18 protein-coding genes are annotated in these 22,662 nt (G+C 73.9%); 10 read left to right on the top strand and 8 right to left on the bottom strand.

Annotated features, from left to right (window positions below; genetic code table 11):
* Positions 1-125 precede the first annotated feature (125 nt).
* Positions 126-1,589: an aminotransferase class I/II-fold pyridoxal phosphate-dependent enzyme gene (locus QQY24_RS03100; protein ID WP_301971117.1), complete on the top strand. Its 1,464-nt coding sequence runs from the start codon at positions 126-128 to the stop codon at positions 1,587-1,589.
* A gap of 152 nt (positions 1,590-1,741) precedes the next feature.
* On the opposite strand, the gene QQY24_RS03095 is transcribed toward QQY24_RS03100, so the two are convergent.
* The 7 genes from QQY24_RS03095 to QQY24_RS03065 form a co-directional block, all read right to left on the bottom strand.
* Complete coding sequence (locus QQY24_RS03095; RefSeq protein ID WP_301971116.1) at positions 1,742-3,463, bottom strand: PP2C family protein-serine/threonine phosphatase; 1,722 nt, start codon at positions 3,461-3,463, stop codon at positions 1,742-1,744.
* Positions 3,447-4,517 (bottom strand): ATP-binding SpoIIE family protein phosphatase, encoded by a 1,071-nt coding sequence (locus QQY24_RS03090; RefSeq protein ID WP_301971115.1) that lies wholly within the window; start codon positions 4,515-4,517, stop codon positions 3,447-3,449. Before QQY24_RS03090 ends, QQY24_RS03095 begins: the two co-directional genes overlap by 17 nt.
* On the bottom strand, positions 4,514-4,960 hold the full coding sequence (locus QQY24_RS03085) for an ATP-binding protein (protein ID WP_301971114.1): 447 nt from the start codon (positions 4,958-4,960) through the stop codon (positions 4,514-4,516). Before QQY24_RS03085 ends, QQY24_RS03090 begins: the two co-directional genes overlap by 4 nt.
* Positions 4,960-5,337, bottom strand: a complete 378-nt coding sequence (locus QQY24_RS03080; RefSeq protein ID WP_301971113.1) for an STAS domain-containing protein — start codon at positions 5,335-5,337, stop codon at positions 4,960-4,962. The genes QQY24_RS03085 and QQY24_RS03080 overlap by 1 nt, the downstream gene beginning before the upstream one ends.
* The gene (locus tag QQY24_RS03075) at positions 5,334-6,227 is read right to left on the bottom strand and encodes an STAS domain-containing protein (protein ID WP_301971112.1); all 894 of its coding nucleotides are present in this window, start codon (positions 6,225-6,227) and stop codon (positions 5,334-5,336) included. Before QQY24_RS03075 ends, QQY24_RS03080 begins: the two co-directional genes overlap by 4 nt.
* A 657-nt stretch (positions 6,228-6,884) precedes the next feature.
* Positions 6,885-7,364 (bottom strand): SRPBCC family protein, encoded by a 480-nt coding sequence (locus QQY24_RS03070; protein ID WP_301971111.1) that lies wholly within the window; start codon positions 7,362-7,364, stop codon positions 6,885-6,887.
* A 176-nt stretch (positions 7,365-7,540) separates the two neighbouring features.
* On the bottom strand, positions 7,541-8,752 hold the full coding sequence (locus QQY24_RS03065; RefSeq protein WP_301971110.1) for an acyltransferase: 1,212 nt from the start codon (positions 8,750-8,752) through the stop codon (positions 7,541-7,543).
* Positions 8,753-9,193: 441 nt separating this feature from the next.
* Here QQY24_RS03065 and trpS point away from each other — a divergent pair, with 441 nt between their 5' ends.
* The 9 genes from trpS to QQY24_RS03020 all read left to right on the top strand — a co-directional run bounded on the left by trpS (position 9,194) and on the right by QQY24_RS03020 (position 21,268).
* A complete protein-coding gene (gene trpS, locus QQY24_RS03060; RefSeq protein WP_301971109.1) occupies positions 9,194-10,306 on the top strand; it encodes a tryptophan--tRNA ligase in 1,113 nt (370 codons plus the stop codon).
* A 633-nt stretch (positions 10,307-10,939) separates the two neighbouring features.
* Complete coding sequence (locus tag QQY24_RS03055; protein WP_301971108.1) at positions 10,940-11,629, top strand: hypothetical protein; 690 nt, start codon at positions 10,940-10,942, stop codon at positions 11,627-11,629.
* A gap of 53 nt (positions 11,630-11,682) precedes the next feature.
* Complete coding sequence (locus QQY24_RS03050) at positions 11,683-13,251, top strand: cytochrome P450 (RefSeq protein WP_301971107.1); 1,569 nt, start codon at positions 11,683-11,685, stop codon at positions 13,249-13,251.
* Positions 13,252-13,318: 67 nt separating this feature from the next.
* Entirely contained in the window at positions 13,319-14,272 is a 954-nt protein-coding gene (locus QQY24_RS03045) for a 2-dehydropantoate 2-reductase (protein ID WP_301971106.1), read from the top strand.
* 478 nt (positions 14,273-14,750) lie between these two features.
* The gene (locus QQY24_RS03040) at positions 14,751-16,616 is read left to right on the top strand and encodes a RiPP maturation radical SAM C-methyltransferase (RefSeq protein WP_301971105.1); all 1,866 of its coding nucleotides are present in this window, start codon (positions 14,751-14,753) and stop codon (positions 16,614-16,616) included.
* Entirely contained in the window at positions 16,613-17,347 is a 735-nt protein-coding gene (locus tag QQY24_RS03035) for a DUF5825 family protein (protein WP_301971104.1), read from the top strand. The genes QQY24_RS03040 and QQY24_RS03035 overlap by 4 nt, the downstream gene beginning before the upstream one ends.
* Before the next feature lie 284 nt (positions 17,348-17,631).
* Entirely contained in the window at positions 17,632-18,069 is a 438-nt protein-coding gene (locus QQY24_RS03030; protein ID WP_301971103.1) for a Fur family transcriptional regulator, read from the top strand.
* Between the two features lie 32 nt (positions 18,070-18,101).
* On the top strand, positions 18,102-20,333 hold the full coding sequence (gene katG, locus QQY24_RS03025; RefSeq protein WP_301971102.1) for a catalase/peroxidase HPI: 2,232 nt from the start codon (positions 18,102-18,104) through the stop codon (positions 20,331-20,333).
* A 332-nt stretch (positions 20,334-20,665) separates the two neighbouring features.
* Positions 20,666-21,268, top strand: coding sequence for a hypothetical protein (locus QQY24_RS03020; RefSeq protein ID WP_301971101.1), 603 nt, complete (start codon positions 20,666-20,668; stop codon positions 21,266-21,268).
* A 15-nt stretch (positions 21,269-21,283) separates the two neighbouring features.
* On the opposite strand, the gene QQY24_RS03015 is transcribed toward QQY24_RS03020, so the two are convergent.
* Positions 21,284-22,621: a serine hydrolase gene (locus QQY24_RS03015; RefSeq protein WP_301971100.1), complete on the bottom strand. Its 1,338-nt coding sequence runs from the start codon at positions 22,619-22,621 to the stop codon at positions 21,284-21,286.
* Positions 22,622-22,662: the final 41 nt, after the last annotated feature.

The raw sequence follows: 22,662 nt of genomic DNA, 5'->3' as shown, positions 1-22,662 counted from the left end.
ACCCACACCGGGCCGGGGGTTTGGAGCGCCCGGCGGGTGCAACACGATCGGTGCGGCACCGGGCGGTGACGCGTACGGCGAAACGGTGCCGTACGCCCGGACCCGGTCCCGGGAGGAGGACGACCGTGGACCACTCACGCGCACCCGTACTGGACGCCCTGCAGGAGTTCCGGCGCAGGGGGGACGTGGTGTTCGGGCCACCGGGCCACCGGCAGGGGCGCGGTACCGATCCCCGGGTCGCGGAGGTCCTCGGCATGGACGTGTTCCGTTCGGACGTGCTCGGCCTCAACGGCCTGGACGACCGCCGCCAGTCCCAGGGCGTCCTGGAACAGGCCCAGGAGCTGATGGCGGACGCCGTCGGCGCCGAACACGCGTTCTTCTCGACGTGCGGCAGCTCCCTGTCGGTCAAGACCGCGATGCTCTCGGTCGCGGGCCCGGGGGAGAAGCTCCTGCTGTCCCGCAACGCGCACAAGGCCGTCATGGCCGCGGTCATCATCAACGGGGTGGAACCGATCTGGGTCCACCCCAAGTTCGACCGCGAGCGGCACCTCGCCCACCCGCCGGAGCCCGACGACGTGCGCAACCGGCTGCGCGAACACCCCGACGCCAAGGGCATGCTGCTGATCACGCCCACCGACTGGGGCACCTGCGCGGACGTCCGGGGCGTCGCCGACGCCTGCCACTCGTTCGACGTGCCGCTCATCGTGGACGAGGCGTGGGGCGCCCACCTGCCCTTCCACCCGGGCCTGCCGGTCTGGGGCATGAACGCGGACGCGGACCTGGTCGTCACCAGCGTCCACAAGATGGGCGGCGCGATCGAGCAGAGCTCGGTCTTCCACCTCCAGCACGACCGCGTGGCCCCCGAAGTGCTCAAGCAGCGCGAGGACCTGCTCGGCACCACCAGCGCCTCCTCCCTGGTGCACGGCGCCCTGGACGGCTGGCGGCGGCAGATGGTGGAGCACGGGCACGCCCTGCTGGACGCCGCCCTGCACCGCGCCGAACGGCTGCGGGCCGGACTGCGGGAGCTGCCCGGACTGCGGGTGATGGGCGGCGAGATCATCGAGGAGGGCCTGGCCGCCGAGTTCGACCCCCTGAAGATCGTCATCGACGTGCGGGACCTCGGCATCAGCGGCATGCAGGCCGCCGAGTGGCTGCGCGCCAACCTCCACGTGGACGTGGGCGGTTCCGACAGCTGCCGGATCAGCGCCTCCCTCACGCACGCCGACGACGACGAGAGCGAGAAGGTCCTCCACGACGCCCTGCGCCGCCTGGTCGAGCGTGCCGACTCCATCGAACGGCAGCCCCCGGTCCACCTGCCCGAGCCCCACGTCCTCGAACTCGAACAGGCCGTCCTGCCGCGCGACGCCTTCTTCGGCCCCACCGAACAGATCCCCGCCGACCGGGCCGTGGGCCGCGTCTGCGCCGAGATGATCAGCCCGTACCCGCCCGGCGTACCGGTCGTGGCCCCGGGCGAGGTGATCACCGCCGACGTGCTGGACTACCTGCGCAGCGGGATCGAGCACGGCTTCCTGATCTCGGACGCCGCGGATCCCGCCCTGGAGACGCTGAGGGTCGTGGCACGCCGCTGACCGGCGGTCCCCGGCCCGTGCGGTCCGCGGCCGGTGCGGTCCGCGGACCGGGCGGCACCACGAGCAGACCGCACGGCACCGCGGGCGGACGGGCCGGCGCCCGCCGGGTGGGCGCGCGCCGGCCCGCCGGACCCCTTCGGGTGCCGTGCGGCTCAGGCCCCCTCCGGTGCCGTGCGGCACAGCAGCAGGCACACGTCGTCGTCGTGCTCGGAATCGTGCAGCATCGGCTTCAGCAGCGACTCGGCCGCCGCGTCCAGGTCCTCCATGTCCGCCGCGCTCAGGGCCGCCAGTGCCTGCGCCAGCCGGGCGATGCCCGTGTCGATCCCCGCGGCCCGGCGCTCCACCAGCCCGTCCGTGTACAGCGCGAGCGTCGAACCGGCCGGCAGCCGGACGGTGTGCTCCTCGTACTCGAAGGGCACCGGAACGCCCAGCATGATCCCCGGCTTGGCGTCCAGCACCCGCACCTCGCCCCCGGGGCCGCGGGTGAGGGCGGGCGGATGGCCGGCGGCGGCCCAGACGACGGTGGGGTCACCGGGTGTGAACCGGGCGATGGCGCACGTCGCGTACAGCTCCGGCTGCTGGTGCCGGAGCATGCGGTGCAGCAGGGTGAGGATGCCGGCCGGCCCGTTGCCCTCGACGGCGTAGGCGCGCAGGGCGGTGCGCAGCTGCCCCATGATGACCGCGGCGCGCAGCCCGTGCCCCGTGACGTCCCCTATCACGGTCAGCACGCTCCCGTCGGGCTGCGGGAAGGCGTCGTACCAGTCGCCGCCGATGTTCAGGCCGTGCGTGGCCGGCAGGTAGCGGGCGGCCAGGGCCAGTTCCGGAATGACGGGCAGGTCGGTGAGCTGTGCGCGCTGCAGGGCCTCGGCGACGTCCCGGTGCCGCTCGTACTGGCGGGCGTTGTCCAGGGCGATGCCCGCGCGCCGGGCCAGTTCCAGCAGCATGACGGCGGTGTCCGGGTCGAAGCGGTCGCCGGGTGCGGTCAGCGTCAGCACGCCCTGCACCGTGCGCGCGCCCAGCGGAACGCACAGCAGCGGCCGGTCGGGGGACAGGGCGGAGGCCGGCAGGTCGTCCACGCCGGGCAGGCCGGCGGGGTGCGCGGCCGCGTGCTGCGGGCGCCCGGTGCGCACCGCGGTCACCGTGGCGGCCGCCCGGTCGCCCGGAGGCGTCCGGTCGTCGTCGGCGAGCCAGACGTCCACGTGGTGCGCGTACTCCGGGACGAGCAGACCGGGCAGCCTGCGCAGGATGTCCTCGTGGTCGAGGGAGGCGTTCAGCGTGGCGCTCGCGTCCGTCAGGAAGGTCAGCAGGCGGCGGGCGTTCTCCGCCTCCGCGCGGGCCGCGCGCTCGGCCTCCAGCAGCTCGCGCTGGGCCAGCGCGGCGGCCTCCAGCTCCGCGTGCAGCGCCAGGACGCCCTGGTTGGTCTGGTGCAGCTCCTCCCGGTGGAACCGGACCAGTTCCTCCCTCTCGGCGAGGGTCGCCAGTACGGCGGCGGTGTCCTCGTCGGCGCACAGCAGCGCCTCGGCGAGTTCCGCGGCGGCCCCTTCCCCGTCCTCCCCGTCCTCCCCGCCTTCCCTGCCGCCCCCGCCGTCCGGCGCCGCGGCGGGCGCGGGGCCGGGCAGCGTGCGCTCCCACGCGCCCGGCCGGCCCGGCTGCCGCACCGTGACCCGCAGTTCCTCCTGCGCACCGGTGGAGACGGCGAGGTCCGCGCCGCCCCGCTCCACGCCCTCCCGCAGCCGGGCGCCGACCTCGGTCAGGAAACGGGCGCGCTCGACCGCGCCCGCCGCGCTGCCGGCCGCGAGGCAGGCCAGGCGGGCGCGGGCACGGGCCGCGTCGGCGGCCGAGGCGATGGTCCAGATGTCAGAGGCGGTCGTCATGGGAGCCGGTCCGGCGGTCGGGGGCCAGTACGGCCACGCTGGTGTCGTCGCGCAGGGGGCGGGCGGGACTGCCGGCGTCGCGCAGGACCGCCGCGGCCACCACCGCCGGGTCGCGGGTGAGCAGTCGGGGGTCGCCGGGCGGCTCCCACCGGGAGGGCAGCCCGTCGCTGTGCGCGACGAGCAGGCTGTCCCGGTCCCACGGCACCCGTCGAACCGGGACGCGCGCCGGGAAGTGGGCCCCGACGACGCCCGGGTGGGAGATCAGGGCCGTCCAGCGGTCCCCGGCGCGCAGCCGGGCACCGATGTTGCCGACACCGGCGAAGTGCAGTTCCTCCCGCCGGCCGTCGACCTGGGCCACGGCCACGGCCGCGCCCCGCGTGGGCCGCAGCGCGGTGTGCAGGACGCGCAGCACCTCGTCGGGCGGCAGGTGGGCGGCCCGCTGCAGTTCCGCGACGGCCACGGCGGAGGCGTGCGCGGCCTTCGGGCCGTGGCCGAGGCCGTCGGCGAGCACCAGCGTCAGCAGGTCACCGGAGCGTGCCCAGCCCCAGCCGTCCCCGCAGTGCTCGGCCCGCGCCAGGGCGAGGGTGATGCCGCCGACGGGCGGGGCCGGCGGGGCGCCCCGTCCGGAGGCGGGCGGCGCGGGGTCGATCCGGGCCGCCGCCGCCGTGCCCCGGCCGGGGGCGCTGAAGAGGTCGAAGGCGTCGGCGATGCGCCGGCAACCGCCCAGACCCGCGCCCAGGGACCCCTCGGTGGTGGTCCGGCCGTCCCGCATCGCCGCCGCGACGTCGGCGATGCCCGGCCCGTGGTCGAGCGCGTACAGCTGCACCGACGCGCCGGACCCGCCGGAGGCGTCCGGCGCGCCCACCAGGTTCACGACCAGCTGCCCGCCGCCCGCGTGCCCGAGCAGATTGGCCGCCAGCTCGGTGGCGACCAGTTCGGCGGCCGCCGTGCGTTCCCGGCCGAGGCCCGCGTGGGCGCTCGCCTCGTGGACCGCCACGCGGACGCCCCGCACCCGCGTGGAGTCGTGCACGGGGACCTCCCAGACCCGGCTCATCGCACCCCCGGACGGGCGGAGGGCACGTGCGCCACCCAGGCGACGGCCGTGACGGTGGTGCCCCGGCCGGGTTCGGTCTCGACGGAGAACTCGTTCACGAGCCGCTTCGCCCCGCTCAGTCCCAGCCCCAGGCCGCCGCCGGTGGTGTAGCCGTCGGTCATGGCCAGGTCGAGGTCGCGGATGCCCGGGCCGCTGTCGACGAAGGCCATCCTCAGCCCCGGGGTGCGGCCGTCGTTCAGCGGAGTGAGCTCCGCCCGGCCGCCGCCGCCGTGCACCAGGGTGTTGCGGGCCAGCTCACTGGCCGCGGTGACCAGTTTGGTCAGTTGCACCAGGCCGAACCCGAGCTGGGCGGCGCACTGCCGCACCTGCTGCCGGACCCAGGCCAGATCCGCGTCCGACCCGATGGGCAGGCTGGTCGTGGGGATCCGGCCGGACGCCGGCATCACGTCCCCCTTCGCGACAGCAGTTCCATGGCGCGGTCCACGTCCAGGGCGGTGACCAGGCCGGGCAGGGTGAGCCCCAGTTCGACCAGGGTGATGGCCACGGCCGGCCGCATGCCGGCGAGCACCGTGCGGGCCGCCAGTAGCCCGGCCGTGGCGGCGATCTCCGCGAGCACCCGGCCCAGGAAGGAGTCCACGACGTCCACGCCGGAGACGTCGATCACCACGCCGGCCGCCCCACTGGCGGCGATGCGGCTGGTGATGTCCTGCTGGAGCTGCTCGGCCGTGCCGTCGTGCAGCTCGCCCTGCAGCGTGACGAGCAGGACGTCGCCCAGGGCGAGCACCGGTACCTGGGCCCGGCCGGGAAGGGGCCCGTTCACCGGGCGCCCGCACCGGCGTCCGCGCGGGAGACCTCGATGCCCTGCCGGCCGAGCGCGTAGGCCAGCGCGTCGGCGAGCGAGGCACGGGTGAGCACCGGTCCCAGGTCGATGCCGAGCTGCACGATCGTCTGCGCGATCGCCGGGCGGATACCGGAGACGATGCATTCGGCGCCCATCAGCCGGGCGGCGGCCACGGTCTTCATCAGGTGCTGGGCGACGAGCGAGTCCACGGTGGGCACGCCGGTGATGTCCAGGATCGCGTACCGGGCCCGCTGGTCGACGACCGCCTCCAGCAGGGACTCCATGACCACTTGACTGCGCACGCTGTCCAGGGTGCCGATCAGCGGGACGGCCACGGTCCCCTCCCACAGCTTGACGACCGGCGTGGCCACTTCGAGCAGCTGCTGCCGCTGCCGCTCGATCAGGTCCTCGCCGGCGTGCAGCGCGGTCTCCATCACCACCAGGCGCAGTGTCGCGATGAGCAGCGTCAGGGCCAGCACGCCCTCCCGGGCGCGCGGGGAAGCGGGGTCGGGGAACTCCTCGCGCAGCAGTTCCAGCACCGGGGCGCGCAGCGCGGCGACCTCCTCGGTGACCTGGGCCGGGCCCGATCCGGTGCGCGCCCGGGCCGCGGTCATGCGCCCCAACTGGTCGCGCACGGCTTCGAAACCGGGGGCCCCGATGTCCTCCAGGCGCCCGCTGGACGCCACTTCGCAGAGGGCGTCCACGACCGCCCCGCACGCCTCCACCGCTTCGTCGCGGGAGACGGTGAAGACCGTTCGGAACAGCGGTGCGTCCGCCCAGCGCTGGACGATCTGCTCCCGTCGGTGCTTCAGGAAGGCGCCCACGAGCTGCGGCGCCGACTCGGCCGCGTCCTGCTCTGACACCTGCATCCTCTCCCTTCCAGCTGCCTGGCGCCGCGGCCAGCCGACCGGTCCTCCGCCGATCATTGCCGTGTGGCAACAGTAGTCGTCGGGCTCCTGCCCGGACAAACCCCTCCGGTCGTCCCGGCACCCGACCGCGGGGTCTTCGAAGGGGACCCGAGCGGGCCCGGCGGGACCGGTGCCGCACCGCCGCCGGACCGGGCACGCGGAACGGACGGGGCGGGTGGGAAAGGCGGGGCCGGCGCGGTCGGGCCGCGGCCGGCCGGGCACGGCCCGGCGCCGCGCTCCACCGGAGCACGGCGCACGGCGTCCGGAAGGCCGCGGGGCACCGCCGGGTGCGGGGGGCGCCAGGCGGCCGCGAGGCCGTTCACGAGGTCACGCGCACCAGTCGTCCGCAGCAGCTCCGGGTCGGCCGGGGCGGGCGAGGAGCGCAGGCGGGCCGGCCGGCCGGGGGACGGAGGCCGGCGCGCGGCGCCCACGGCACGCCTCGTCCCCGCCGGTGGCCCACCGGCCGCTTCCCCGCGCACGTCCGACACAGCTCCTTCGTACCCTCATGCGGCAGCGGCCCGGCGGCAGCCTGCCGCCGGGCCGCTCTCGCCCGCGTCTACCCCGAATGCGCGCGACCTCTCCTGGCCGTCCTCCCCATCACCCGCGCGTACGAACCGATCAGAACGCCCCACCGCCCTGCGATCCGCCGACCTCGCCCCGCCAGGCACCGGTCTCCAGGCCACCGCGCTGCTCGATGAACTCCTTGAACCTCTTGAGGTCGCCGGAGACCCGCCGCTTGACGAGGCCCAGCTTGTCGCCGACCGTCTCGGCCACGCCCTCGGGCTCGAACTCCAGCTGCAGCATGACCTTCGTCGTGGAGTCGTCGATGCGGTGGAAGGTCACCACACCGGCCTGCTTCGCCTCGCCGTCGACGGTGGTCCAGGCGACCCGCTCGTCGGGGCGCTGTTCGGTGATCGCGGCGTCGAACTCCCGCCGTACTCCGCCCACGTTCGTCACCCAGTGCGTGAGGGTGTCGGTGCGCTGCTCGATGCGCTCCACGCCTTCCATGAACTTCGGGAAGGTCTCGAACTGCGTCCACTGGTTGTAGGCGGTACGGACGGGGACGTCGACCCGCACGGACTCCTCGACCTGCGACATGAGTTGCACCTCTCGTTGCTGTCGACTGTGTCTGGAGTACGGGTTCCTGCTCGCGCGCAGGGTATTCCTGCGAACACCGCACCGCACCGCACCGGCCGGCCGGCCGGCACGGCACCGCCCGCGGCCGGTGCGCCCCCCGACTCCCCGCGCCCGGTACCCGGTAGGGGCCGGGGCGGTCACCGGCTCCGGTCCGGTGCCGCCACCGGGGGCGGGGGCTCGCCGCGTCGCGCCCGGACCGGAGCCGGCAGGACCGGCCGGGGCGCGTCGGAACGGCGGCCGCGCAGCAGCAGGCGCCGGGCGGGGACTTCCACCGCCTCGTACAGCACCCAGGACAGGGCGAGGGACACGGTGAACACGGCGCTGGTGACGGCCAGTCCGGCCAGGACGCCGAAGTGCGGCTTCGTGCCCAGCAGGCCGGTGGCCGCGCGCAGGACCAGCAGGTGGACCATGTAGAAGGCGAACGACAGTTCCCCCAGGCGCACCAGCCGCCGGCCCCGCCACGGCGAGGGCAGCCCGCGCAGGTCCGCGAGGGCGGCCGCGGGGATGAGCAGGGCGAACCCGGCCAGGGTGCAGACGGTGGCGGGGTACCCGGGCGTGACCTGAGGGACCAGGAAGTAACCGATGACCGCCACCGCCAGCGACGCCTCCGGCCCGGGCCCGCGCCAGCGGCCGAGCAGCACCAGCCGGGCCGCGACCGCGCCGAGCACGAACTCGGGCAGGCGGGCGGCGGGCAGGGAATAGGGCGACTGGCCGATCCAGTGGTGCGCGTCCGCCCAGGCGAGGCCCAGCACCGCCGTGACCGACACGCCGCCCAGCGCCGCGGAGCCGCGGGCACCGAGCCGCCGCAGCAGCACGATGAGCGCCGGGAACGCGGCGTAGAAGAAGGCCTCGCAGGCCAGCGACCAGCTGACCGGGTTCAGCGTCTGCCACCAGGGCCGCCACCAGGAGTGCACCAGCAGCACGTTGGCGAGCGCCTGGGAGCGGCCGGGCCTGGCCTGGTGGGCCGGCGCGTACGCCAGGACGAGCGCCGCGGCCAGGGTGACCAGGTGCACCGGGTAGATCCGCGCGACGCGCCGCCGCCAGAAGTCGCGTGCGCGGTCGTGGCGGCGCGCGGACCAGGTCAGTACGAAGCCGGACAGCACGAAGAAGAACGAGACGCCCGTCGCACCGGCCCCGAACCCCCAGGACACGAGACGGCCGGCACCGCCTTTGAAGTAACCGAAGTTGCTCACGTGCAGGCCGAACACCAGCAGCGCCGCCACCCAGCGCAGGCCGGTGAGGGAGGGCAGGGAGGGCCTGGCCGCGGGCGGGACGGGGCGCGCCGCGGCCGTGTCCGCGCCGGTGCGTGCGGGCGGCGTCCGGGGCGTCCGGGTCGTCGCCGTGGTCATCGGATCACCTGCCGCAGAGGGTTCGCGTGGGGCATGGAGGGGTTCCCTGCCCCGTCGCCGGCGTGCTCTCGCGTCCGGCCGCGAACTTCACACCGTTGCCGGACGACGGAGCCCCCGGCACGCCACGGACGGCCGCTCCGGTGCACCTGGACGGGTGAACCCGCCCGCAGGCCCGCACCCGCCCGCTCCTCCTCGGCGGTCCCTCCGGCCCTCCCGGCCCCCGGTACTTCCGGCGGATGGCCGGGCAATGCCTGTGGGGGCACGGCGGCGGACGCTACGATGGGCGCATGCAGCTTTCCCCCCGCCTGAGCTGGTGGCGCTCCTCGTAGGAGCGGCCACCTCTCACGCATGACCGGGCCGTTCGGATGGACGGCCCGTTCGCGTCCCCCTGGACCGGGGCTCTGCCATCCTGGCGGCGAGACCGACGCACCAGGAGACCCTGTGAACACCACCCCCCAGACCGTGGACCCCGACGCCTCCGCCCCAGGTCCTTCCGCCGACACGCTCGGGACGTCCACCGCACAGGCCCGCAGCGCGGTGCTGGAGGAGCAGATCCTCGAGGATCCCGGACGGTTCCGCATCCTGACGGGCGACCGCCCCACCGGCCGCCTGCACCTGGGGCACTACTTCGGGACCCTGCACAACCGGGTACGCCTGCAGGACCTCGGGGTGGAGACGTTCGTGGTCATCGCCGACTACCAGGTCCTGACCGACCGGGACGTGGCGGACAACCTGACCGGGCACGTCGAGGAACTGGTGCTTGACTACCTCGCCATCGGCGTGGACCCGGCGCGCAGCACGGTCTTCACGCACAGCGCCGTCCCCGCGCTCAACCAGCTGATGCTGCCCTTCCTCAGCCTCGTCTCCGTCGCCGAACTCAACCGCAACCCCACGGTCAAGGACGAGATCGCCCACTCCCGCCAGTCCGCCGTCAGCGGCCTGATGTTCACCTATCCCGTTCACCAGGCCGCCGACATCCTCTTCTGCAAGGCCAACCTCGTCCCGGTCGGCCAGGACCAGCTTCCCCACCTGGAAGTCACCCGGACCGTCGCCCGCCGCTTCAACGACCGCTACGGGAACGGCACTGCCGTCTTCCCCCAGCCCGACGCCCTGCTGTCGAGCGCACCGCTCCTGCTCGGCACGGACGGCACGAAGATGAGCAAGAGCCGGGGCAACGCCATCGCCCTGGCGGCCGGCGCCGACGAGACCGCCCGGCTGCTCAAGGGCGCCAAGACCGACTCCGAGCGGCACATCACCTACGATCCGGCCACTCGTCCCGAGGTCTCCTCCCTCCTGCTGCTGGCAGCCCTCTGCCAGGGCCGGACCCCGCAGCAGGTGGCCGAGGACATCGGCGCCGCGGGAGCCGCCGCGCTGAAGAAGACCGTGACCGAGTCGGTCAACGAGTACCTGGCACCGATCCGGACGCGCCGCACCGAGTACGCGCAGGACCGCGCCTTCCTCCGCCGGACGCTGCGCGAGGGCAACGAGCGCGCACGGGCGGTGGCCGACGCCACGCTCGCCGAGGTGCGTGCCGCGATGAACAGCCGGTACTGACGGTCCCGGCCCGATGGGGCGCCGCCCCCGCGTGGCGTGACGGTGCCCCACCCCCGTCCCGCAGGGGCGTGCACGGGCGTGCACGCGGACGGGCCGGAATCCGCACGCGGCGCGCGGGGGCGCGCCGCGGTCCCCTGCTCCCGCTGCCGCCGTCCCGCCCACCCGGGACTTTTCGGCCGCCGTCCACAGCGCCGCGGCGCACCGGCGGCCACGGCCCGGCAGCCGGTACGCCGGCCGGCGCGGGCCGGCCCCGGGCGCCGCCGGACGCGAGACCGCCGGCCGGCCCCCGGCCACGCGGACCACCGCGTCGCGGCCCCGGCACGCCCCCGGCCGGCCACCGCGGCCGGCGCCCGCCGCGCCGGCCGCGGACAACAGGGGCCTAAGTCACTGGTATTTCGACAAAGCCGAAACGCTCCAGGGTTTCCGAGTACCCCCTTCTTGCAGGTTGGCTTGATCGGCCCTCCTCGCCGACGTGATGCGAAGCGGAGACTGCTGCGGCATCCGGCCAAATGAACGGCCAAGAGGGAGCCGTGTTCCGCGAAGTGCGGAGAAGTCCCGCCCGTCTGTTCCACGCAAGGTTTCAACAGGAAATCAATGGGGGAGGTACAGGCAGGCATGAGGAATGCTCAACGTGTGACTCCTGCTGCGGACCGCGGTGCGGCCGGCGAGGCGGACCGCGCTTCGCCGTTCGGCGGCCTTCCGGCAATCGCCCGATGGGAGCCGGAACCCGCCAGGCGTTTCATCGACCATGCGGTCCAGGAGTACCAGAAATGCCTGGACAGCCGTAACGGCGACGGAGTCCCCACCCACCTGCCGCGCGCCTCGGCCCTTCTGTTCGGAGAGTCGGACGGCGTCGAGATAACGATCAGCGGCATCGAATTCGTGACGAACGTGCGCGACAGTGACGAGAGCGTCATGGCCGAGTTCGAAGGGACGATCGCCCCCCGGTTCGGCGATGTGTACAGGAACTCGGGACGGGGGTTCTGGTGCGACGGGAAGGGTGTGCTCCAGGCGATCAAGAAGCAGTCCGTCCGGGGCCGGGAGCTGATGGGATCCGTGCACTCGCATCCGAACTGGCACGAGATCGGCCCGCCGCACGAGCGCTACCAGGAGCTCAGCGAGAACCCGACCAGGATGGACGAGTACCTCTTCCGCCAGTCGTGCTGGCCGGTCAACGTGATCTGGTACATCCGTGGGGGACGCGGCGGCACGGCGCACCGGGTGGCGGGCTGGCGGCCCGGCGCGGAGCGGTGCGAAAGCCTCGACATACGCATTCCGCCGGCGATCCGCGACGAGTTCGACGTCGAATTCCCGCCCCACTGACGAGTGCGGCTCCCGCAGGGCGAAACAAGAGGGACTATCCAAGGAGATGAGACATGCCCGACGTCTCGCAGGATGTCAGTAGAAGTCTTCCGATGTCCTCGGTGACCATCAAACTCCCCGCAGCCTTCCACATGCTGACCGGCGGTCAGCGGCAAGTTTCCGTTGAAGGATACACCATTCGGGAGGCGCTCGACGCCCTCGACCGATGTTGTCCCGGCATACTCGAACGGCTCATGGACCCGGAAGGGTCCGTGAAGCGCTACGTCAACGTCTACCGGAACGACAACGACATCAGGGACCTCGACGGCCTCGAAACGAAAGTGGCGAACGAAGACGTCGTGTGGATAGTGCCGGCGGTAGCGGGCGGCAGCGGGCGGCAGTGGAATGACGCGGGCCCAGGAGTCACGATGCCGGACATTCTCCCCTCGGAATTCTTCACCCACCCCGGGCCGTCTCCGCACGCGGCGACCACGGAACTCAGGTCACGGTGCCCGGTCCACCGGATCGACATCCCCCCCGGCGCCCGGGCGTACGCGGTCCTCGGGAACAAGGTGGTCGAGCAGGCGTTCGGCGACTCGCGGCTGACCAAGCAGGTCGAGAACCTGCCCGACCCCTACCGGGACAAGGCCGCGCAGAACAGCCTCCTCGTGATCGGCAACCTGGGCTTCGCCGACCCGCCCAAGCACACCCGGCTGAAGAAGCCCATCAGCCGGGCCTTCCTGCCCGCGACCGTCGCCCGGCTCCGCCCGCGCATCCAGGACATCGTCGACGACCTCATCGACGCCTTCCCGGAGTCGGGCGAGATCGACCTGCTGAGCGCCTTCGCCCTGCCGCTGCCGCTCATCACCATCTGCGAGTACCTGGGGATACCGGTCGAGGACCGGCCGCTGTTCCAGGAGTGGAGCTACGTCCTCAGCCAGGATCCGCTGCAGCACCCCGAGGCGGACCTGAAGAGGGCGAGCGGGGAGTTCCGGGACTACTTCACCGCCCTGGTCGCCCGGCGCCGCGACGCACTGCGCAACGACCTGCTGAGCGAACTCATCAGAGCCAGGGACGCGGACGACCTCAGCGAGGACGAGCTGCTCTCCACGATCCTCCTGCTGATCATCGCCGGGCACAAGACGGTCGCCAACATGGTGGGCAACGGGACGGAGCTGCTGCTGCGCCACCCCGGGCAACTCGCCCTGCTGCGCGACGAGCCCGAACTGATTCCCTCGGCGATCGAGGAGATCCTGCGCTACGAGGGGTCGGCGGCCTGGGCCTCGCTGCGGATCGCGGCGCAGGACATGCGGCTCGGCGGGGTGGACATACCCAAGGGCAGCTTCGTCCACCTGTCGCTGTCCGCCGCGGGGCACGACCCCGAGGTGTACGACGACCCGGAGCGCTTCGACATCACGCGGTCGCCGAACCGCCACCTGTCCTTCGGCCACGGCGCCCACTTCTGCATCGGCGCTCCGCTGGCGCGGCTGCAGGGCGAGATCGCGTTCGGCACGTTGCTGCGCCGGCTGCCGCACTTCGAGCTCGCGGTGGCTCCCGAGGAGGTCTCCTGGATCGCCGACAGCTCGCTCAGCCGGGGCCTGGAGGCCCTCCCCCTGCGGCTGCGGGGGCGGTTGCCGCGATGACGGGTGCGCGGAAGGGCGTAGTGCGGGACGCGCGGCGCGAGCCGGAGCCGGTGAGGAGTGCGGAGGGATGACGGGGGAAACGGGCGGCCCGAGCATCGCCGTGGTGGGGGCCGGCGGAGTCGGCGGCTACCTCGGCGGCCGGCTCGCCGCCGCCGGGCACGACGTGCGGTTCCTGGCCCGCGGGGAGAACCTCGCCGCGCTCGGACGGACCGGACTGCGCGTCAGGCACGCGGCGGGGGACTGGTCCGTGCGCAGCCCGCGGGTGTCGGACGACCCGCGGGACATCGGCGAGGTCGACTACGTACTGCTCTGCGTCAAGACGTGGCAGCTGCCCGCGGCCGTCGACGCGCTGGGCCCGATGGTCGGCGGGAACACCGCCGTGCTCACCGTGCAGAACGGCGTGGAGGCCCCCGGGCAGGTCGCGGCCCGCGTCGGCCGCGGCCGGGTGCTCCCCGGCACGGTCAGGATCGTCGCCACGCTGGCCGGTCCCGGCGAGGTGAGGCACGTGGGCGACCCCGCGGTGCTGGGCTTCGCCGAGTGGGACGGCGGTGTGTCCGACCGGGTGAAGCGGCTGCGCGAGGTGTGTCGCGACGCCTCGCTGACAGCGGCGGAGCCGAGCGACATCTGGGCCGCGCTGTGGGCGAAGTTCCTGCTGCTGGTGCCGATCGGCAGCCTGGGGGCCGCCACCGCCGGGGCGACCGTCGGCGAACTGCGGTCGCGCCCCGGCACCCGGCGGATGCTGCTCGCCGGCATGCGGGAAATCCACGAGACCGGCACCGCGCTCGGGATCGCGCTGCCCGAGGACGCCGTGGACACGGCGACCGGACTGATGGACCGGCAGCACCCGGACGTGACCACCTCGCTGCAGCGGGACATCCTGGAGGGGAGGCCGTCCGAACTCGACGCGTGGACGGGGGCCGTGGTCCGCCTCGCCGGCCGGGCGGGCCTGACCGCGCCGGTCCACGAGATGCTGTACGAATTGCTCGCCACGCGCGCGGCGCGGCCGGCGACGCACGGGTGAAGCCCGGGGACCGGGGCCCGCGCCGGACCGCCACCGCCGGGCTCGCCCGGAGGCCCGCGGGCGGGCCCGGCGCCCCCCACGGCGGCGGATCACCGGCACCGGACCACGCGTCCCCACCGGCGCGGGGAGGTCCGCGGCACCGTGGCCCCGCGGTCCCTTCGCCAAGGTCTGCGGCCCGCCCGTCCCGCCCTCCCGGGCCGGCTTCGTCCGCCTCCGGCCCGCCCCGGCCCGGCGGGCCGCGGGCGCCGGTCACGGCAGGCGGCGACGGGCCGCGGGCACCGGCACCGGACGCGCGGCGCCACCGGCGCGGCGCCCCGGGCCGGCCGCCGCCGGCCGGCCCGGAACACGTGAGGGCCCCCGTCAGCAACGGAACCCGCCGACCCGGGCTTCCCCGATGTCCTTCGCACCCGCACCTTCCGATCCGTGCCGGCGGAACCCCTTCCGCGCTCGCGCACCGACGTCCTAGGGCAGGCACCGTATGAGAATCCTGTTGATCAGCATGCCGTGGCAAGGGCTCGACACACCGTCCAGCGCACTGGGCATACTCGGGCAGTGCGTTCGCAGGAACGCCACCGGCTGGGCCGTCGAGGAGCTGTACGCCAACATCCGCTGGGCCGAGCACCTGGTGCGCGAGAGCGACGGCGCCATCACGTCGGCGGATTACCAGCACGTCGCGGTCCAGGTGTTCCACGGCGTGGGCGACTGGGTGTTCACCCCGGCGCTGTACGACCTGGACACCTACCGGGCCGACGAGTTCTCCGAGTTCCTGCGGCAGCGGGACGTGGACCCGCTCGTGCCCGTCGCGATGCAGAAGCACGCCCGGCAGTTCATCCGGGCCCTGGCGGCCGAGATCGCCCTCGACCCGCCCGACGTCGTCGGGTTCACGAGCACCTTCATGCAGAACGTGCCGTGCCTCGCGCTGGCCGGGGAACTGAAGCGCCTCGTGCCGGGCATCGTCACGGTGCTCGGCGGCAGCAACTGCGACGGAGCGCAGGGTCCCGCCCTGCACCGCAACTTCGAGCAGGTCGACCTCGTGGTGAGCGGTGAGGGCGAGCGGTCACTGCCCGCGCTGCTGAGGCGCATCGCCGAAGGCCGGGACTTCGCCGGCATCCCGGGCCTCAGCTGGCGGGACGAGGGGCGGACGGTGGTGAATCCGCCCGCCCAGGGGGCGCTGCCGTTCGCCGCGGTCCCCCCGCCCGATTACGACAGCTACTTCGAGGCGCTCGAGAAGTCGGTCTTCCGGCAGCACATCCGCCCGATGATGGTGCTGGAGACCTCCCGCGGCTGCTGGTGGGGGGAGGTCCACCAGTGCACGTTCTGCGGCCTGAACGGGTCGAACATCGACTTCCGGAGCAAGGCCCCCGAACGCATCGCCGAAGAAGTCAGGGACCTCGCCGAGCGGTACCGGGTCCTCGACCTGATCATGGTGGACAACATCCTCGACATGAAGTACCTCAACACGGCCATGCCGGCGATGGCCGCCCTCGGCTGCGACCTGAGGATCCACTACGAGATCAAGTCCAACATGACGCGGGAGCAGCTGAGCACCCTGAAGGAGGCGAACGTCCTCTACGTCCAGCCCGGCATCGAAAGCCTGAGCAGCCACGTGCTGCGCCTCATGGACAAGGGCGTCAGCGGCGCGCACAACGTGCGGATGCTGCGCGACGGGGAGGACCTCGGCCTCAACGTGACGTGGAACATCCTCTACGGCTTCCCCGGCGAGACCGAGGACGACTACCGCCCGCTGCTCGGGAAGTTCGCCACCCTGGAGCACCTGCAGCCGCCGACGGGAGCGTGGCGCATAGCGCTGGAGCGGTTCAGCCCCTACTTCGAGGACCCCGGCCAGGGGTTCATGTTCCGGCGACCGGCCGAGATATACGACTTCATCTACAAGGTCCCGCGCGACGAACTGTACGACCTCGTCTACCTCTTCGACACCAGCATCCAGGGGATCGCGGGCCCCCTGGAGGACGAGCTGAAGCAGGGGGTCGAGGAGTGGGCCAGGGCCTACCGGCACAGCACCCTCACCTACTGGACCGACGACCGGGGCCGGGTGGTCGTCGAGGACCGCCGCGCCAGCTGGCCGCAGGAGGTCATCGAACTGGACGACGTCCGGAGCAACGTGTACCTCGGCATGTTCCAGTGCGCCGCGCGCGAGGGCATCCGCCGGCGGCTCGCCGAGAGCGGGCACGTCGTCGGCGAGGCGGAACTGGAGCAGACGCTGCGCTACTTCGTCGATCGCGGCCTGGCCTTCGAGGACGAGGGGCGGTACGTGAGCGTCGCCCTGGGGGTCGACCCGTACCGCCGGAAACTGGTCAACGGCAAGGAGGTCGCCGCGTCATGACGAACGCGCTGATGGACATCGGGGAACTGCGCACCCGGGCCGCGGCCCGGGGCCGCGCGCCGGCCGGCGGCCGGCCCGGGGCCGCGACGCTGACCCTGGGGGCCGACGGGGCCGGGCTCCCCACGGCCGCCGAGCTGACGGCGCTCCTGTCCCGGGTGCCGGTCGCGGGGGTGCGGCTGGCGGAGCCCGCCGACTTCCCGGCTCTCCCCGACCACATGCTCGTGCGCCTCATCGCGCTGATCCGCGAGTGCTCCTCGATCGGCGCCCGGGTCACCTGGTCCCTGATCCTGGGCGCGGACCAGCTGGACCTGGTCCCGCGGCTCGACCACCTTCCCGCCCCCGGCGCCCTCACGGTGCGGGGGGAGGGCGGTGCACCCGTCGGCGAGTGGCGGTCCGCCGGCACCTTCGGCCTGTTGTACTTCCGCAAGGGACCGGCGTTCCTGTCCGTCGTCGACCAGCGGCCCGACTCCCGCGGACAGGTCGTCGTGGACGATCCCGCCATGACGGACGTCTTCCTCCAGGCCCTGGAGGGCTGCGCGTGGGCCGAGGCGGCCCGGACCCCGCGGCACGCCGCCGCCGCGCGGGACCTGGTGGACGCGGGCCTGCTCCTGCGCGTCGGGGACCAGTGCGTGACCCTCCCCGTGCACATGCGTTCGTGGCCACTGGGAGCCGCCCTCCTGGGCGGAACCCTGGCTTCGGCCGGGAAGAGGACGGACGAGGTGAAGGGGTAGCGCGGGCCCCGCCCGCAGCCACGACGCGCCGGCGGCCGGGCGTCCGCCTCGTTCGGCGGCGGCCCGGGACCGGTGTCCGGCCCCTTCCGTTCCCCGCCCCCGCCCACCCCTCCCGGCTCCCGTTCGGCCTCCCGCGCCCCCCCCGCGCGGACTTACGGCGGGGCGCCGGCGGGCCGGACCGCGCCGGGGTGAACGCAGGCCGACGGCGGGTCGGGGACCCGGCACCGAAATTGCACGGTTCGTTTTATTGAACCCCTCGTGTTTTTGAGGATAGGTTCGCCCACATGACCGCTTCCCGGACTCCGGCCACGGCCGAGGAACTGCGCGGTGCCGGCCTGCGCGTGACGGCGGCGCGCGTCGCGCTGCTGGAGACCGTCCGGGGCGGTGACCATCTCGGTGTCGAGGCGATCGCCGCCGGCGTCCGCGACCGCGTGGGCCACGTCTCCCTGCAAGCCGTCTACGAGGCGCTGCACGCGCTCACCGCCGCGGGACTCGTCCGCCGCATCGAACCGGCCGGCAGCCCCGCGCGGTTCGAAGGGCGCGTCGGCGACAACCACCACCACGTCGTGTGCCGTTCGTGCGGTGCCGTCGCCGATGTCGACTGCGCGGTCGGTGACGCTCCCTGCCTCACCGCGTCGAACGACCACGGCTTCTCGATCGACGAGGCCGAGGTCGTCTACTGGGGCCTGTGTCCCGGCTGTTCCACCGTTCGTAGTTCCTGAGCCCCTAGTTCCGCCCGTTCGGAAGGATTGCCATGACCGAGAACCACGACGCGATCGTCACAGACGCGAAGGCGCAGGAGGGGAGCGGCGGCTGCCCCGTCGCGCACGAGCGGGCGCTGCACCCGACCCAGGGCGGTGGCAACCGCCAGTGGTGGCCGGAACGGCTCAACCTGAAGATCCTCGCCAAGAACCCGGCCGTGGCCAACCCGCTGGGCGAGGACTTCGACTACGCCGCGGCCTTCCGGAGCCTGGACCTGGCCGCGGTCAAACAGGACATCGCCGAGGTGCTGACCACCTCCCAGGACTGGTGGCCGGCCGACTTCGGCCACTACGGCCCCTTCATCGTCCGTATGGCCTGGCACAGCGCGGGCACCTACCGCATCAGCGACGGCCGCGGCGGCGCCGGCGCCGGCCAGCAGCGCTTCGCCCCGCTGAACAGCTGGCCGGACAACGCCAACCTGGACAAGGCCCGCCGGCTGCTGTGGCCGGTCAAGAAGAAGTACGGGCAGAGGCTGTCCTGGGCCGACCTGATGATCCTCGCCGGCAACGTGGCGCTGGAGTCCATGGGCGTCACCACCTTCGGCTTCGGCGGCGGCCGTGAGGACGTGTGGGAGCCGGAGGAGGACGTCTACTGGGGTCCGGAGACCACCTGGCTCGACGACAAGCGCTACACCGGCAACCGCGAGCTGGAGAATCCGCTCGGCGCCGTGCAGATGGGCCTGATCTACGTCAACCCGGAGGGCCCCAACGGCAACCCGGACCCGCTCGCCGCGGCCCGCGACATCCGCGAGACGTTCGGTCGCATGGCGATGAACGACGAGGAGACCGTCGCCCTGATCGCCGGCGGCCACACCTTCGGCAAGACCCACGGCGCCGGCCCCGCCGACCACGTCGGCCCCGACCCCGAGGCCGCCACGCTGGAGGACCAGGGCCTGGGCTGGAAGAGCACCTACGGCACCGGCAAGGGCGCGGACACCATCACCTCCGGCCTGGAGGTCACCTGGACCTCGACGCCGACCCGGTGGAGCAACGGCTTCTTCGACAACCTCTTCGGCTACGAGTGGGAGCTGACCGAGAGCCCCGCCGGCGCCAAGCAGTGGCGGCCGAAGGACGGCGCGGGCGAGGGCACGGTCCCGCACGCCCACGACTCCGCCAGGAAGATCGCCCCGTCCATGCTCACCACCGACCTGGCGCTGCGCTTCGACCCGGTCTACGAGCCGATCTCCCGCCGCTTCCACGAGAACCCCCAGGAGTTCGCGGACGCCTTCGCCCGCGCCTGGTACAAGCTGACCCACCGCGACATGGGCCCGAAGGCGCTCTACCTCGGCCCGGAGGTCCCGGCGGAGACCCTGCTGTGGCAGGACCCGCTGCCGGAGCGCGACGGCGACCCGATCGACGCCGCGGACATCGCCGTCCTCAAGACCAAGCTGCTCGACTCGGGCCTGTCCGTGTCCCAGCTGGTCACCACCGCGTGGGCGTCCGCCTCCACCTTCCGGGGCAGCGACAAGCGCGGCGGCGCCAACGGCGCCCGCATCCGCCTGGAGCCGCAGCGCGGCTGGGAGGTCAACGACCCCGACCGGCTGGCGCTGGTGCTGCGCACCCTCGAAGGCGTCCGGCAGGAGTTCAACGCCTCCTCCGGCGCCAAGCGGGTCTCCCTCGCCGACCTGATCGTCCTCGGCGGCGTCGCGGCCGTGGAGAAGGCCGCCAAGGAGGCCGGCTTCCAGGTCGAGGTGCCCTTCACCCCGGGCCGTGTCGACGCGACCGAGGAGCACACCGACGCCGAGTCCTTCGAGGCGCTGGAGCCGACCGCGGACGGCTTCCGCAACTACCTGGGCAAGGGCAACCGCCTGCCGGCCGAGTACCTGCTGCTCGACCGGGCCAACCTGCTGACCCTGAGCGCCCCCGAGATGACCGTGCTGGTCGGCGGCCTGCGCGTGCTGGGCGCCAACCACCAGCAGTCCCAGCTCGGCGTCTTCACCAAGACCCCCGGCTCGCTGACGAACGACTTCTTCGTCAACCTGCTCGACCTGGGCACGACGTGGAGGGCGACCTCGCAGGACCAGACCGCCTTCGAGGGCCGCGACGCCGTCACCGGAGAGGTGAAGTGGGCCGGCAGCCGGGCCGACCTGGTCTTCGGCTCCAACTCCGAGCTGCGCGCGCTCGCCGAGGTGTACGCCGCCGACGACGCGAAGGAGAAGTTCGTGAAGGACTTCGTCGCCGCGTGGGACAAGGTCATGAACCTGGACCGGTTCGACCTCGCCTGACGGTCCTGCCGAAGGCGCCCGTCCCGGCCTCCGCGGCCGGGATGGGCGCCTTCGGCGCACCCGGGCGCCCTCCCGCCCGCGGGATCCGCGGATCCCGGTCTGCACCGGGCCGGAACAAGGCGCACGATGGTCTGGTGGCGCCACGCGCCGGATGCGCGCGACCGCTCCGCACCGTCCGCCGCCCGTCCCCTCCCGGCCTGGCGGCGGGGGCGGCCCGCGAGCGCGCGCCGTCCGGCCCGCCCGTCACCCGGACCCCGGTCCGGATCGTCCCGGTGCCGAGCGGGACCGCACACCCCCGCGCGCGGCGGCCGGCACGCGGAAGGAGGCGGCTGATGACACGGACACCTCCCACGGCGGTCCCACGGGTACGGCTGTGGCGCTGGCGGCGCAATCCGCTCAGACGGCACAGCGACATCGTGGAGGCCTGGATCGTCCTCGCCACCTGGATCCTCGCCCTGCTGGCCGGCACCGCCGCGGGCGCGGCGGTGGCGTACTGCACCGACACGGCGCTCTCCGCACGACGGGCCCAGGCGCACCCCGTCTCCGCAGTCCTCACCGACGACGCGGCGAAGACCCCGGCCGCCGGCGGCGGGTACGACGACGCCCGGGTGTGGGCCACCGTCCGCTGGACGGCGCGGGACGGCTCCGTGCGCACGGACCGGGTGAAGGTCCTCCCGGGCACCGCGGCGGGCGCCACGGTCACGATGTGGGCGGACCGCGCGGACCGGGTGGTGCCGCCGCCCGCCTCGGCGTCCGAGGCGGGCGCGCAGATGGTGCTCGGCGGCGCCCTCGCCGCCCAGGTCACCGGTACGGCGGTCTGGGGCGCCGGGTGGCTGGTGCGCACCCGGCTCGTGCGCCGGCGGCTGGCCGAGTGGGACGAGGAGTGGAAGCGGATCGGTCCCGAGTGGCGCGACCTGAGCGGCGGCCGGGGCTGAACCCCGGGCGCCGGCTCAGCCGCGCAGGGCCTCGAACGCCTGCCGTGCGGCGGTGCCGATCGCGAGGTCGATGTCCGGGCCCGGCCCGGCCCGGCGGTCGGCGCGGGTGAGCGCGGCCAGCGCCACCCGGTCCCCGGAGTCGGCCTCCACCACGCCGATCTCGTGCCGCAGGTGCAGGAAGGTGCCCGCCTTGCCGCTCAGCCGCAGGCTGTCGGCGCGCAGCTCACCCGTCAGCCGCTGGACGAAGACCTGAAGCCCCATCAGCCGGCGCAGCTCGGCGGTCGCGCGGGGGTGGGAGACCTCGTCGCGCCACACGCGCTGCAGGAGGCCGACGAGTGCGGAAGCGGTGCCGAGGTTGGCGTACACCGGGTCGAGCGTCCCGATGGCGTGCCGGCCCGACCCCTCGTCCCGGACGGCCAGCTCCAGGGCGAGGGAGAAGTCGTCGCCGGCGGCACCGGCGGCGCACTCGTACATGTGGTTCATCCGGTGCCGCACCCTGATGCCCGCGCAGCCCCAGGCGCGCAGCCGCGCGTCGACGTCGGCCACCGGCACCAGGTCGAACAGCGCGTCGGCGGCGGCGTTGTCGCTCACCGAGAGCATCAGGAACAGCAGGTCGCCGACCGCGACGGTGGCCGGGTGCCGGAACGCCGCCAGCCCGGTGGGGCCGACGCCGCTGGTGGCCGGGTCGACCGTCACCGGGCGGGCCGGATCCAGCTCCCCGGTCGCGATCCGGTCCAGCACGGCCAGGACGAGCGGGACCTTCACCACCGAGGCCAGCGGCACCGCCTCGTCCACGTCGAAGCCGAGCTCCTCGCCCGAGTCGGGGTTGCGGGCGAGGAACGCCCCGCGCACACCGAGGTCCGCCCAGTCCCGGGCGGTCTCCTCGGCCAGGGCGAGGAGACCGCCGTCGCCGCCGACACAGGCCGGCCGGTGCACCGCCTCCGCGTTCATCCGCGTGCCGCCAGCCGCGCTGCCGCGTCCCCGGCCGCCGCACCGGACCGCCCCGCGCCGGGCGCGGCGGTCCCGCCGCCAGCAGCGCGACCAGCCAGCCCGGCACGTCCCCCGCGCCCCGGTGGCGCGGGGCCGCGCCTGTCGGGCCGAGCGGGCGGCCCGGCGCAGCCGCTGGGCCCGGTCCAGCACGTCCTGGGCGTACGGCAGCAGGAACAGGCCGAACTCCGTGGTCGGGACCTGGCGCCGGGAGCGGTCGGACAGCCGGCCCCCGAAGTGGTCCTCCAGCACCTTGATGCGACGGCTCAGCAGCGGCTGGGCGATCCCGAGCCGGTCCGCCGCCCGGGAGAAGCCCGCCTCGTCGGCGGTCGCGACGTACGCCTCTAGGTGTGCGAGGAGGTCCATCCAGCAGTCATACCCATACGTTATGGCAGCTTCAAAGCTCA

Origin of the sequence: Streptomyces sp. TG1A-8, assembly GCF_030499535.1 — a bacterium.
Lineage (GTDB): Bacteria > Actinomycetota > Actinomycetes > Streptomycetales > Streptomycetaceae > Streptomyces.
This window is presented reverse-complemented; position numbering and strand designations above follow the sequence as displayed.

Excerpts from the sequence above, each read along its gene's own strand:
- QQY24_RS03095 (WP_301971116.1), bottom strand. The coding sequence starts at position 3,463 with ATGACGACCGCCTCTGACATCTGGACCATCGCCTCGGCCGCCGACGCG.
- QQY24_RS03090 (WP_301971115.1), bottom strand. The coding sequence starts at position 4,517 with ATGAGCCGGGTCTGGGAGGTCCCCGTGCACGACTCCACGCGGGTGCGG.
- QQY24_RS03085 (WP_301971114.1), bottom strand. The coding sequence starts at position 4,960 with ATGCCGGCGTCCGGCCGGATCCCCACGACCAGCCTGCCCATCGGGTCG.
- QQY24_RS03075 (WP_301971112.1), bottom strand. The coding sequence starts at position 6,227 with ATGCAGGTGTCAGAGCAGGACGCGGCCGAGTCGGCGCCGCAGCTCGTG.
- QQY24_RS03070 (WP_301971111.1), bottom strand. The coding sequence starts at position 7,364 with ATGTCGCAGGTCGAGGAGTCCGTGCGGGTCGACGTCCCCGTCCGTACC.
- QQY24_RS03065 (WP_301971110.1), bottom strand. The coding sequence starts at position 8,752 with ATGACCACGGCGACGACCCGGACGCCCCGGACGCCGCCCGCACGCACC.
- QQY24_RS03050 (WP_301971107.1), top strand. The coding sequence starts at position 11,683 with ATGCCCGACGTCTCGCAGGATGTCAGTAGAAGTCTTCCGATGTCCTCG.
- QQY24_RS03045 (WP_301971106.1), top strand. The coding sequence starts at position 13,319 with ATGACGGGGGAAACGGGCGGCCCGAGCATCGCCGTGGTGGGGGCCGGC.
- QQY24_RS03040 (WP_301971105.1), top strand. The coding sequence starts at position 14,751 with ATGAGAATCCTGTTGATCAGCATGCCGTGGCAAGGGCTCGACACACCG.
- QQY24_RS03035 (WP_301971104.1), top strand. The coding sequence starts at position 16,613 with ATGACGAACGCGCTGATGGACATCGGGGAACTGCGCACCCGGGCCGCG.
- QQY24_RS03030 (WP_301971103.1), top strand. The coding sequence starts at position 17,632 with ATGACCGCTTCCCGGACTCCGGCCACGGCCGAGGAACTGCGCGGTGCC.
- katG (WP_301971102.1), top strand. The coding sequence starts at position 18,102 with ATGACCGAGAACCACGACGCGATCGTCACAGACGCGAAGGCGCAGGAG.
- QQY24_RS03020 (WP_301971101.1), top strand. The coding sequence starts at position 20,666 with ATGACACGGACACCTCCCACGGCGGTCCCACGGGTACGGCTGTGGCGC.
- QQY24_RS03015 (WP_301971100.1), bottom strand. The coding sequence starts at position 22,621 with ATGGACCTCCTCGCACACCTAGAGGCGTACGTCGCGACCGCCGACGAG.